Origin of the sequence: Lysinibacillus sp. GJ-1 (assembly GCF_021166035.1) — a bacterium.
In the GTDB taxonomy this organism is placed as follows: domain Bacteria; phylum Bacillota; class Bacilli; order Bacillales_A; family Planococcaceae; genus Lysinibacillus; species Lysinibacillus sphaericus.
Map to the genome: position 1 here is coordinate 25,172 of NZ_CP088912.1, position 13,163 is coordinate 38,334.

10 protein-coding genes, 1 pseudogene and 1 other annotated feature are annotated in these 13,163 nt (G+C 38.4%); of the genes and pseudogenes, 8 read left to right on the forward strand and 3 right to left on the reverse strand.

The genetic code is table 11. The features are described 5' to 3' along the window. Positions 1-57 precede the first annotated feature (57 nt). Entirely contained in the window at positions 58-1,896 is a 1,839-nt protein-coding gene (gene asnB / locus LO754_RS00090; protein ID WP_231785353.1) for an asparagine synthase (glutamine-hydrolyzing), read from the forward strand. 19 nt (positions 1,897-1,915) lie between these two features. Here the strand turns inward: asnB and pdxR are convergent, their stop codons facing one another. Next, on the reverse strand, positions 1,916-3,346 hold the full coding sequence (gene pdxR / locus LO754_RS00095) for a MocR-like pyridoxine biosynthesis transcription factor PdxR (RefSeq protein ID WP_024362935.1): 1,431 nt from the start codon (positions 3,344-3,346) through the stop codon (positions 1,916-1,918). A gap of 105 nt (positions 3,347-3,451) precedes the next feature. On the opposite strand from pdxR, the gene pdxS reads away from it, so the two are divergent. From pdxS to serS, 3 genes are all read left to right on the forward strand, one after another. After that, positions 3,452-4,336, forward strand: coding sequence for a pyridoxal 5'-phosphate synthase lyase subunit PdxS (pdxS, locus tag LO754_RS00100; RefSeq protein ID WP_024362936.1), 885 nt, complete (start codon positions 3,452-3,454; stop codon positions 4,334-4,336). Between the two features lies 1 nt (position 4,337). After that, the gene (gene pdxT, locus LO754_RS00105; RefSeq protein WP_231785354.1) at positions 4,338-4,901 is read left to right on the forward strand and encodes a pyridoxal 5'-phosphate synthase glutaminase subunit PdxT; all 564 of its coding nucleotides are present in this window, start codon (positions 4,338-4,340) and stop codon (positions 4,899-4,901) included. Between the two features lie 49 nt (positions 4,902-4,950). Continuing rightward, positions 4,951-5,167, forward strand: a binding site (T-box leader). Positions 5,168-5,246: 79 nt separating this feature from the next. Continuing rightward, positions 5,247-6,527: a serine--tRNA ligase gene (gene serS, locus LO754_RS00110; RefSeq protein WP_024362938.1), complete on the forward strand. Its 1,281-nt coding sequence runs from the start codon at positions 5,247-5,249 to the stop codon at positions 6,525-6,527. A gap of 225 nt (positions 6,528-6,752) precedes the next feature. Here serS and LO754_RS00115 read toward each other — a convergent pair whose 3' ends face one another. Together LO754_RS00115 and tadA are read right to left on the reverse strand one after the other, a co-directional pair. Continuing rightward, positions 6,753-10,265 (reverse strand): S8 family peptidase, encoded by a 3,513-nt coding sequence (locus LO754_RS00115; protein ID WP_231785355.1) that lies wholly within the window; start codon positions 10,263-10,265, stop codon positions 6,753-6,755. A 193-nt stretch (positions 10,266-10,458) separates the two neighbouring features. Continuing rightward, the gene (tadA, locus tag LO754_RS00120) at positions 10,459-10,974 is read right to left on the reverse strand and encodes a tRNA adenosine(34) deaminase TadA (protein WP_231785356.1); all 516 of its coding nucleotides are present in this window, start codon (positions 10,972-10,974) and stop codon (positions 10,459-10,461) included. Positions 10,975-11,113: 139 nt separating this feature from the next. Between tadA and LO754_RS00125 the strand changes: the two genes are divergently transcribed. The 4 genes and pseudogenes from LO754_RS00125 (at position 11,114) to copZ (ending at position 13,104) form a co-directional block, all read left to right on the forward strand. After that, a complete protein-coding gene (locus LO754_RS00125; protein WP_108031380.1) occupies positions 11,114-11,449 on the forward strand; it encodes an ArsR/SmtB family transcription factor in 336 nt (111 codons plus the stop codon). 31 nt (positions 11,450-11,480) lie between these two features. Next, positions 11,481-12,431, forward strand: a pseudogene (locus LO754_RS00130) (cation diffusion facilitator family transporter). A gap of 76 nt (positions 12,432-12,507) precedes the next feature. After that, a complete protein-coding gene (locus LO754_RS00135) occupies positions 12,508-12,840 on the forward strand; it encodes a metal-sensitive transcriptional regulator (RefSeq protein WP_024362943.1) in 333 nt (110 codons plus the stop codon). Between the two features lie 57 nt (positions 12,841-12,897). Beyond that, complete coding sequence (gene copZ, locus LO754_RS00140) at positions 12,898-13,104, forward strand: copper chaperone CopZ (protein WP_024362944.1); 207 nt, start codon at positions 12,898-12,900, stop codon at positions 13,102-13,104. The last annotated feature ends 59 nt before the right edge of the window (positions 13,105-13,163 follow it).

Consider the following 13,163-nt stretch of genomic DNA (forward strand, 5'->3'; position numbering starts at 1 on the left):
TTTTTTCACGTTTTACAGTCAATGTGCATACGCTAATAGGCGAAAGGATGTGGCTAAATGTGTGGAATTACCGGGTGGGCTAGTTTTAAAAATGATTTACGAACAAGCGAGAGCATTGTGAAGTTAATGGCGCAAACATTAAGTAAACGGGGACCAGATGATGAAAATATTTGGTGTAATGAACATATCGCATTTGGCCACCGTCGGTTAGCGGTCATTGACTTAATAGGTGGCAAGCAACCAATGGTGAAAAAACATGATGGCGTAACATATGTCATTACATATAATGGCGAACTGTATAATACCAAAGAATTGCGAAAAGAACTGCAAACAAGAGGACACGACTTTACAACCCAGTCAGATACAGAAGTATTATTAACTGCGTATATTGAGTGGAAAGAACAGTGTGTGAACTATCTAAATGGCATTTTTGCATTTGGTGTGTGGGATGAACAAACGGCATCGCTCTTTCTGTGTCGTGATCGTCTAGGTGTAAAGCCTCTGTATTACACTGAGCAACAAGAAGGATTACTATTTGCCTCGGAGGTCAAGGCATTATTTGCACATCCAGCAGTCCAACCAATTGTTAATAGGGAAGGGCTTGCGACAATCATGGCTGTAGGACCATCTAAACCGCCCGGAAAGTCGCTGTTCCATAATATTCATGAGCTACGACCAGGATACGCAATGCGGTATTCAAAAGAAGGATTACGTATATGGCAATACTGGCAACTTCAAAGTAAAAAACATGAAGAATCATTAGAAGAAACGATTGACCATGTACGGTATTTACTAACCGATGCTATTGAGCGTCAGCTAGTATCAGATGTACCAATTTGTACATTCCTTTCTGGAGGGCTTGATTCCAGTATTATTACTGGAATTGCGGCAAACAGCTTTCAACAACAAAAGAAAGGTAAACTCCACACATACTCTATCGACTATGAGGACAATGAACGTTTCTTTAATCCGCATGCTTTTCAAAATTCAACGGATACCTATTGGATACAAAAAATGAAAGACTCGTTTGATACAACACATCATGCGGAGCAAATTAGCCAACAACAGTTAATTGACTTGTTGAAAGAAGCTGTCTTTGTAAGAGATGCACCTGGTATGGCTGATGTTGACTCATCCTTACTATGGTTTTGCCGAGAAATAAAAAAAGATTTTACGGTTGCTTTATCAGGGGAATGTGCCGATGAAATATTCGGTGGTTATCCATGGTTCAAAGAAAGAGCGACTGGTTTCCCTTGGATTCGTTCATTACCCGAAAGAACAGCTATGTTACGCGAGGAATGGCGTACAAAGTTAGCTGTTGAAAATTACGCGCAGCATGTTTATGAACAAACGATTGGTGAAGTACCTTATTTAGAAGGGGAAAGTACAGACGCAGCTCAACATCGTGAAATGTTTTATTTAAACACGGTATGGTTTATGCAAACATTGCTAGAACGAAAAGATCGGATGAGTATGGGCGCGAGTCTTGAGGTGCGCGTGCCATTTGCAGATCATCGGCTTGTGGAATACGCATGGAATATTCCTTGGGAAATGAAAAATTTAGACGGTATGGAAAAAGGTTTGATTCGCAAGGCGATGTCGCATTTATTACCAGAGGAAGTATTATATCGAAAAAAAAATCCTTATCCAAAAACCTATCATCCAGTTTATACAGCAGGTGTTCAACGATGGTTAACAGAAATTATGAACGATAAACATTCAGTTCTTCATGAATTTTTTGAACGACAAAAACTAGTGGAGCTAATTGACTCTGGAGGAAGTTCATTTAAAGAACCTTGGTATGGACAATTAATGGCAGGACCACAACTGTTAGCCTATTTGGGGCAAATTGATACATGGTTTAAGCATTATAACATTCAACTAAAAGAAAATTAAAAAAAGCACAACCATCTTGTCACTTGAATCGTGACGGAGATGGTTGTTTCGTTTGTATTGCCCAACAATTCATTAACTTCTCAATGGAAGATTCAATCTCGTGTACAGGAATGCCGCCAAAGCCGAGTAAAAATTGAGCTTGTGTGGCCGTATTTTCATCAAGACGATAAGCGGATAATGGATAGATACCGATACCTGCATCATTGGCACTGTGCTGTAATTGTTGCTCGGATAGTTCATGTTGAACATTGAGCAAGATATGCATACCTGCCTGCTCCCCAGTGATTTTTATTTGATTAGAATAATTTTCTAATATCGTCGTGAGCTTCTCATGCTTTTTTCGATATACTTTTCGCATACGATTTAAATGTTTTGAAAAATGTCCATCTCGCATAAAATTGGCTACAATGTGCTGATCAAACCTTGGTACTGTAGATGAATAATAATTAAAGACATCATTATAAGTAGCAAGTAGCTTAGGTGGTAGTACAAAATAGGCGACTCGCAAGGAAGGCATTAATGATTTGGTAAAAGTACTCATATAGATGACTTTATCATTGCGATCTAAAGCTTGTAGCGCGGGAATTGGTTTTCCAGTATAACGAAATTCCGAATCATAATCATCTTCAATGATATATCGTGATGGACTTTGAGCTGCCCAATTTAAAGCTTGTGCGCGCCTTGTGGCAGACAATACAGCGCCAGTAGGGAATTGATGCGACGGCGTGATATAAACGACATTAGCAGTTGTTTTTTCTAGTTGATGAATAAGGATACCTTCATCATCTACTGCAATTGGACAAACCTGTCGTTTGTGTTGTAAAAACATCCGATGCACGGTCGGATAACCAGGGTTTTCGAGTGCAAAGCAAGTGTCTTCGCTGAAAAGACGCAAAATCATCGGGAGCAGTTGTTCTGTACCTGAACCAATGACAATTTGCTCTGGGCTACAAATAACGCCGCGCGATTGATATAAGTAATTTGCAATCTCTGTACGTAACGCTAATTCTCCTTGAGGTTCTCCAGTCAATAATAATTCTTTGGAGGTATCATCAAAAAGTTCTTTTGCATATTTTCGCCATGTTTGAAATGGGAAGGCATCAATATCTATGGAACCAGGGTTAAAATCAATGGCATATGTTTTTTTCCGAGGTTGCTCTTTTAGCAGCATAGATGTGTCTTGCTGTATATAGGGGAGCTCATCAATATCCTCTACAAAATAACCGACCCGAGATTTTGATATTATATAACCCTCTGCAAGTAATTGGGCATAGGCAATTTCGATTGTTGTTTGAGAAATATTTAAAAAATCTGCCAATTTTCGCTTCGAAGGTAATTTTTCTCCGACCGTAATTTTCTTTGTAATAATCGCTTCTTTAATACCGCTATAAAGCTGATCATATAGCGGTTTTCCACCGTTTTTTTCAAGCTGAAATAAAAGCATATCCATGTTCGATTTTTCACCTGACCTTATAATTATTTTATAAACTGAATATTTTGATATGGTCAATTTCTATTATACTAAATTTCATCACAAAGGTGGAGGTAGAAAAGAATGAAGCAAACAGGAACAGAATTAGTAAAACGTGGGATGGCGGAAATGCAAAAGGGTGGCGTGATTATGGATGTCATTAATGCGGAGCAGGCGAAAATTGCTGAAGCAGCGGGTGCTGTGGCTGTGATGGCATTAGAGCGAGTGCCTTCAGATATACGAAAGGCAGGAGGAGTGGCACGCATGGCAGATCCTCGTATTGTAGAGGAGGTTATGGCGGCTGTCACAATTCCTGTAATGGCGAAAGCACGTATTGGTCATATCGTTGAAGCTCGCGTGTTAGAGGCAATGGGCGTTGATTATATTGATGAGAGTGAAGTGTTAACACCAGCGGATGAGGAATATCATTTATTGAAAAGTGACTATACAGTGCCATTTGTATGCGGCTGTCGTGATTTAGGAGAAGCGGCTCGTCGTATCGGTGAAGGGGCATCTATGCTACGGACGAAAGGTGAGCCAGGTACAGGGAATATTGTAGAGGCTGTACGCCATATTCGTAAGGTCAATGCCCAAGTACGAAAAGTTGTCGGGATGACTGAGGATGAGTTAATGACTGAGGCAAAATTGCTTGGTGCTCCATTTGAATTATTACGAGAAATTAAAAAGCTTGGTCGATTACCAGTTGTAAACTTTGCCGCAGGCGGTGTAGCGACACCAGCAGACGCAGCATTAATGATGGAGTTAGGTGCTGATGGAGTATTTGTGGGCTCTGGTATTTTTAAATCGGAAAATCCTGAGAAATTTGCACGTGCTATTGTAGAAGCAACGACGCATTATAAAGATTATAAATTGATTGCAGAAATTTCAAAAGAGCTGGGTGTGCCGATGAAAGGTATTGATATTGCACAACTTAGTCAAAGTGAACGTATGCAAGAACGAGGCTGGTAATATGAAGAGAGTCGGTGTATTAGCTTTACAGGGTGCTGTTAGAGAGCATGTACGAATGTTAGAGGCACTTGGTTGTCAAACGGTTTTAGTCAAGCATAAGGAGCAATTAGAAGGGCTTGATGGACTTATATTACCAGGTGGAGAAAGTACAACAATGCGCAAGTTACTTGATCGCTATGAACTAATGGGACCCATTCGTTCACTTGCGCAAAAAGGCGTACCAATGTTCGGCACGTGTGCTGGATTGATATTATTGGCAAAAGAAGTAGTTGACCATGATCCACATTTAGCTGTAATGGATGTTGTCGTTGCTCGAAATTCATATGGACGTCAAGTAGATAGCTTTGAAGTGAATTTAAATATCCAAGCGATTGGCGAAGCAATACCAGCTGTCTTTATACGCGCACCGCATATTGTGTCAGTTGGGGAAAGTGTTGAAGTGTTAGCGGAGCATGATGGAAAAATTGTGCTAGCGCGAGATGGTCATTTACTTGGCTGTTCATTTCATCCTGAACTAACGACAGATTTGCGCATTGTCGAATATTTTGTGACGACCATGGTGTGACTTGCAAAATGTCGTTTCATATAGTACAGTATGGATAAAATTTAAATAATTGAACACGATGATGGGAAGTAGTAGCAAGCACGTTTTTTTTAGAGAGTCAGCGGGTGGTGGAAGCTGATAAAAGCACTTGTGAATCCGTCCTGGAGTTGCGCAGTCGAAGTGAATGAAGTAGGCTGTCGCCGGCTGAAATGCCGTTATGAGATAAGTGGACTAGGCAATCTGTCTGGTCAATTAGGGTGGCAACGCGGGTAGCTCTCGTCCCTTTCATGGGATGAGGGCTTTTTTGTGTTCTATCTTATCTATAAATTCCCATCATTTATGAATCTACTACTGGAGGTATGAAGGATGTTAGATATTAAACGCGTCCGTGATAACTTCGCGGAAATTAAAGAAATGCTATTAACACGCAATGAAGATTTAGGAAACTTAGATGATTTTGAAGCTTTAGATACAAAACGTCGCGAATTAATCGCGAAAGCAGAAGAACTGAAAGCAGAACGAAATAAAGTATCTGAACAAATTTCTGTTATGAAACGTAATAAAGAAAATGCTGATGAAGTCATCGCACGTATGCGTCAAGTTGGCGATGAAATTAAAGAGCTAGATACACAACTCAATGAAGTAGAAGACCGTTTTAAAGATATGATGATGCGCTTACCAAACGTGCCACATGAATCTGTGCCAGTCGGTACTACGGAAGACGACAATGTAGTGGAATATACGTGGGGCGAAGTACCAACTTTTGATTTTGATATTAAAGCACACTGGGATATCGCAACAGATTTACAAATTGTAGATTTTGAACGCGGAGCAAAAGTAGCGGGCAGTCGTTTCTTATTCTACCGTGGCTTAGGTGCTCGTTTAGAACGTGCATTAATGAGCTTTATGATGGATTTACATGCAGAAGAGCATGGTTATGAAGAAATGCTACCACCTGTTATTGTTAATCGAGATAGCTTAACGGGTACAGGTCAGCTACCTAAATTTGAAGAAGATGTATTTAAACTAGATGATACAGATTACTTTATGATTCCAACAGCAGAAGTACCTGTTACGAATTTCTATCGTGATGAAATTCTACCTATTGAAGTTTTACCACAAGGCTTTGCAGCGTATAGCGCTTGCTTCCGCTCAGAAGCGGGCTCTGCCGGTCGCGATACACGTGGCTTAATTCGTCAGCACCAATTTAATAAAGTGGAATTAGTCCGTTTTGTAAAACCAGAGGAATCTTATGAACAGCTAGAATTATTAACAGGTCACGCTGAAAAAGTATTACAATTATTAGGTTTACCTTATCGTAAATTAAAAATGTGTACAGCTGATTTAGGCTTCACTGCTGCCAAAAAATATGATTTAGAAGTATGGATTCCAGCACAAAATATGTACCGTGAAATTTCTTCTTGCTCAAACTTTGAGGATTTCCAAGCGCGTCGTGCCAATATCCGCTTCCGCCGTGAGCCAAATGCTAAACCAGAATACGTACACACATTAAATGGTTCAGGTCTTGCTATTGGTCGAACAGTGGCTGCCATCCTTGAAAACTATCAGCAAGCCGACGGAAGCGTAGCTATTCCAGAGGTATTAGTTCCTTATATGGGCGGCAAAAAAGTCATTGCACCGAAGTAATTAAAATCTCCAAACTATATAGAGAATTTAGCTATTCTTGCTTTTGCAACTACTAAAAAATTAGAACTGTTCACTAGTTGTTGGTAGCGGAAAGCACCGCCGTTGCAGACAACAACGGCATAGCAAAAAAGTGTTAGATTGACTACAGTCAATCTAACACTTTTTCTCTTTTGTTTTAGTTCTAAATCAGACAACAGAAGTGACTATGTTTAGGTGATTTATACCCTATTGTACTTCAAGTGTATATGGTTGAGTACTAGCTTTGCCGTTTAATTCACTTACTTCAATATAGTAAGTTCCTTTGTCTAATTCAACTGTACCTACTTCCGGATCTTCAGTTCCGTAAAGATCAAAAGTTCCTACTGTTTTTCCTTTTGCATCAATAATACGGATAACACCATCCAGTGCTTTTTCTGTTTGTAGAGAGAAGAATACATCGCGTTTGCTATCAATATTTAATTCAAAGTAGTCTTTATCGCCAAACGGAATACCGGCATTTAAATATTGCGAAGCAACCCATTTGTTATCTTTTTTCGTAAGCTTAGATGGCTTTGTTGGTATACCATTGATTAATTCGGAATCCTTATCTTCATCGACTTGATTGTGTTTATACATGCTTAAAGTATATGGATGAATCGATACTTGTTCAAGGTTCATACCGTTAATAATAATAAAATAACCATGATTCTTTTTCGCTTTAAAAGAGGTATTAACATCAGTTGTGCCAATAATACCGAGTAATAGTTCAAAAATGTTATTGCCTTGTCCAAATTGAATTTCGGTTTCCAATTCTTTTGGATCAATTTCCATGTTGCCATTTGTATCTTCAATTATAGAACCTGAAAATTTAAAGGCATTTTGAAGCTCTTTAGGTAATTGATTTAGCTGTTCATTTGTCATAGGTACAGAAGAAACAAGAAGGCTCATGATTTCATCTTGACCGCGTTGTTTATAGTAGTAGTAATCAATATCATCTTGATAAATGATATGATCTTTATAGATTGTACCAGGTTGCACCGCTTGAGCATTTATTGTTGTGTTATTATCACTTTTATAATCTGATGGGATAGCTGCTAATTTACTTGTTTTAAGAGTATATGGTTCAGCCGAGCGAGCACCTTGATTCATTACCTTTACAACATAAGTTTTGTCCTTTTTCAATGCGACTGCTTTTGCATCATTGGCATTACTAGTTGAGCCAAGAAGTAAACTTAGTATCCCCATATCATTACTTAATGAAGAAACTGCTAATAATTCGTTTGTTTCCTCATCATATTCAAAGATAGTTCCAGCTGGAATTTGATTCATGCCTTTTTTAACTTGGAAACCATATACGGCATCTTCTTCTGGCTTTAATAAGAAGTAATCTTCATCAAATTCTGTTTGGAAGTAAGCTTTTTTATCTTGACCAATGTCAAAAGGAACCGCTTGCTCCATAATTAGAGCTATGTCTTCCGGATTACCCATAGCACCAGGATCCATAAACATATTGAATAAATTATTTATTTGATTGTCTTTTTTTGTTTGATATTGAGTTAAAGGTAAAAGCTCATTTTCTACATTACCTTCTGGCATTTCCTCATTTAACGGTAACCCGTCTTCATCTTCAGGAAGGGTAACGACTTCACCCTTTAATGTATAAGGGATGATAGATTCACTTATCGTTTCTTCATTTTCAATGCCGCCGCTAAAGAACATATCAAGTGAAAAAGCACTACTGCCTTGATTGGATACGTTTAATACATATTCTGTCCCAGGAATAGCGTCAACAATAAGGTTTACACCGTCGCCTTTATCTGCGCTATAGCTTGTTTGAATTGGATAAGCCTCATACATTTCCTCATCATTAACGTTTTCTGCTGGTACAGCATCTAATTCTTCCTTTAGATAAAGTTCCATAGAGGCTGTAACACCTGGAATACCAGACAAATCAAATCGCAGCGTTGTTGGTTCTTTTACTGAAAATGTGAAATAATCTTGGTCGCTTTGTTGATCTTTAGAAAGCAGGGTATAGTTTTTCCCTTTTGTACTGAATGGGAACTGTTGAATGTTCTCCTTTTTGTCCATCTCTAATGAATCAACTGGTAAATCCTTCGTTGTTTGAGCAGTGAATACATAATTCGATTCACCATTTAAGTTATAGCTGCCATTATAATCTTTAACCCCAACAAGCAGTGTTCCTTTTTGATCTGCTTTGTATAGGTATCCCTCTTGCTTTCCTACACGCACATCATTGATATGGATTGGGTCGACTTCCTCTTTGCTATCTGTAGGGTAGAAATACAATTCAAGTGCATAATCGTATTTGTTTGCACCCTTTAATGTCAGTTGAGCATATTCATTTGCATCTAAATCAACCTTGTACCATTTTTTTTCGTTTGGTTGTTTGAATTCACCTTTTTCTGAATTCAATGTATTCTTTGCAAGAACTTTGGCGTTTTTAATACGTTCTTCCGTTGTTTCTGAATACTCTTTCGGAAGATTATTGACATTAAACTGTAATGCTTTCACCGGGTTGATAAGACCATGTCCATATGTAAGATCATAGCCTTTCTCGCCTAGATTATTTGCGGTCATTTCGAGAATAGCTTCTACTTCATGAGGCTTTAAATTTGGATGTTTTGATTTTAGTAGGGAGGCAACACCTGCTACAACGGGAGCCGCCATTGATGTCCCACTAAATTTGACAAAGGATGATCCCTTTTTCTCGTCGTGAACGGTACTGTATATTTCCTCACCTGGTGCTACCACGTCAACCGATGGACCATAGTTTGAATAGCTTGATAGTTTGTTGATATCATTTGTAGAACCTACGCTAATGACACCTTCGTAAGAAGCAGGGAAAGAATATTCATCTGTCGATTCGTTTCCTGCTGCTGCTACAATCGTAATTCCTTTATCTATCGCTTGCTTAACAGCGTCTTTCATTAATGGAGATTCTCCATAACCACCAAGACTCATGTTAATAACATCAGCGCCCTGTTCAATGGCGTAAAGAATACCTTGTGCAATGACGAAATCATTGGCACCTTCTTCTCCGTTGAATACATCAATTGGAAGAAGCTTAGCATTTGGATTAATCCCATGTCCTCCTACATTATTATCTTTTGCAGCGCCAATAATGCCCGCTACATGTGTTCCGTGGTCACCAGTATAAGTGGTATTGGCTGGTGCTGCGGCATTATACGGTGGAAGTACTTGAGATTTTAAATCAGGGTGTTTAAAATCCACACCAGAATCGATAACCGCTACTTTTACTTCATGATTACCTGCTAACTCTAGTGCCTTATCCATTTGAAGTAAGTTTAAATGATACATATCTTTTTTCTTTGGATCTGCTCCGTTAGCGAAGGAATGATAAACGTAGCTTGGGGATACACTTTTAACGCCGTCTTGCTTTGCATAATAAGAAACTGCTTTTTCTAAAGAAATTCCCTTTTTCAGTTGGATTACATCATATCCTAGTGATGGAATAGATCGTATTACTTTGGAGCCAATGTTTTTATGTGCGTTTTTAGCAAGACCTGTATGCTTGACGATAATGGTATCTTTACTAATCCATTCCTTATCATTTTTTACATACTTTAATGCTTTTTCCTTATTGCTAGCTATAAGACTTTTCTCTACTTCTGTGTGCTGTGCTGTTTTTTCTGGTGCTGTAGCATAGGCAGAAGCAGCAGGAACCATTAGTGAAGCTGACGCTACTAAAGCAATTGATTTCTTCATCCATTTTTTCAATTGTTCTCTCTCCCATGATGTTTTATTTATTCTATATCTAATACGAATGAAACGTGGAAAAGTTTCGGATAAAAGGATAATTTCGGTCTACTTTCCTGATTTACCCCCTATTATTAGAGAATAGAAAAAGGTACCCACCTAAATTTGGGGGTACCTTTTTCATGTTGACAGCAAATGCTCTCGTAAATACCACTTATTGTGGCTCACTAGATTCTGCCATTTTCTGTGCTTTTTTCTCAGCTTTTTTTCGTTCGCGTAATGCTCTAAAAAAATCGGTTAAAATTTGTCCGCATTCTTCAGCTAATATACCTTCCGTTACATCACAGTCATGGTTGAAGCGCGCATCATTTAATAAATGATAGAGTGAATCGACACAGCCAGCTTTTATGTCCCGTGCGCCGTATACAACACGTGGCACTCGCGACTGCAAAATAGCCCCTGCACACATAGGGCAAGGTTCCAGTGTGACATAAAGTGTTGTTTGTTCAAGACGCCAACTACCAAGTTTTTTACATGCTTCTTGAATCACCATTAATTCGGCATGAGTAGTTGCATTTTGAGTTGTTTCACGTAGATTATGCGCGCGCGCAATAATTTCTCCTTCATATACAAGAACGGCCCCTATTGGTACCTCACCAAGCAAAGCAGCTTTTTTTGCTTCCTCTAAAGCTTGGTTCATAAATATGCGGTCTTTTTCAAAAATATCCACTAGAATCTCTCCTTACAGAGTAGTGTATCATGCGGGTGGCGTTTTGTATTTTGCTTTGAATTGACATTTCTAAAATAACCCTATATATTTATATGTGAACACATGCTCATATATAAATAAACTATAGGAGGAACGGAAAATGGATGAACAAGTTAAACAGGGCGAAATAGAAACCGGTAATGGCCAGCACTTAGATGAGGAAACGTTATTTGTTGTTTCTCAAACGTTTAAAGCATTGAGTGATCCAACAAGAATACGGATTTTAAATTTATTATGTTCAGATGAGCATTCGGTTAACGACATTGCTGAAATATTAGACTTAAGTCAGTCAACGGTATCCCATCAATTACGATTTTTAAAAAATTTACGATTAGTAAAATTCAGGAGGGAAGGAACAAGCTTATATTATTCAAAAGATGATGACCACATTATGAATTTATTGAAGCAAGCAATTGAACACGCTACGCACAACTAATTGTATGAATTAATATTTGGGGGGGAAAACGATGGGGCATAATCACGATCACGGTCATGACCATACACATGGTGCAAATAAAAAGGTGCTTTTACTATCCTTTATCATCATTACGAGTTATATGGTGATTGAAGCAATTGGTGGGTTCTTAACAAATAGTTTGGCACTTTTATCGGATGCTGGCCATATGTTAAGTGACTCAATTTCTTTAGCCATTGCACTTCTTGCTTTTATTTTTGGAGAAAAAGCAGCTAGCTTTAGTAAAACATATGGTTATAAAAGGTTTGAAATATTAGCTGCAGTGTTAAATGGTGTAACATTAATTTTAATTGCGTTATTTATTTTCTATGAAGCCATTGAGCGTTTTGCAAATCCACCAGAAGTAGCAACAACAGGTATGCTGATTATTAGTGTAATTGGTTTGTTAATTAATATAGTAGTGGCTTGGATTATGATGCGGGGTGGAGATACGGAAGACAATTTAAACATGCGTGGTGCATTTTTACATGTTCTTAGTGATATGCTTGGCTCTGTCGGTGCCATCATTGCTGCTTTAGTCATTATGTTTTTCGGCTGGGGCTGAGCCGATCCACTTGCCAGTGTTATTGTTGCATTATTAGTACTACGTAGTGGATATTTTGTGACAAAGTCTGCTATCCATGTTCTTATGGAAGGAACACCTTCAAATGTCGACGTTCAGGAAATCATTCAAATAATGGAGCAAACTGAAGGTGTGCAAAGTATTCATGATCTTCATATTTGGACGATAACTAGCGGAACAAATGCATTGTCCTGTCATGCAGTTGTCGATGACCAGCTAAACATTGGAGAAAGCGAGCATATTTTACGTGAAATTGAACATAATCTTGAACATAAGGGCATAAAGCATATAACGATTCAATTGGAAACCGCAGCGAACCGCCATGATGAATCAATTTTATGTAATCTTAAGAGTGAGCCAGTTCATCACGATCACCATTAATTATAAAAAAATAAAACGCCTATTTACATACCCTTCGTGGGTATAGTATGATATTAGCAAATAGGAGGTGAAGAATTTGGAGGACACAGTGAAAGAGGATGCTTGTCATACAGAGGAAACTGCATCGTGTCGAAAAAGTCATCACCCTGAGCGCGTGAAAAAGGATTTAACGACTCGCTTAAATCGAGTAGAAGGTCAAATCCGAGGTATTAAGGGAATGATTGAAAAAGACGTTTACTGTGATGATATCATCACGCAACTGTCTGCCACGCAATCAGCTTTGAATAGCGTAGCGAAAATTTTATTAGAAGGTCATTTAAAAGGCTGTGTCGTAGATCGCCTATCTGAAGGCGATGAAGCGGTTCTAGATGAGTTAGTCGTGACCATTCAAAAATTAATGAAAAAATAATTTTACGGGTAGTTACTCTTATATAGCATGTACATTAAATTTAAAGGAGAGATATTTATGCAAAATGTAACATTAAACGTACAAGGAATGTCATGTGGACATTGTGTCAATGCAGTGGAAAAAAGTGTCGGCGCTTTAGCGGGTGTAGAACAAGTAACAGTAAATTTAGCAGATGGTTTGGTAGATGTCGCATTTGACGATGCCCAAGTATCACTTGCGCAAATTAAAGAAACGATTGACGATCAAGGCTACGAGGTAGAATAAGATTAATAGGGTGCTCACAAGGCACTCTATTATTTTCAAATTTATATACCCCTATATGG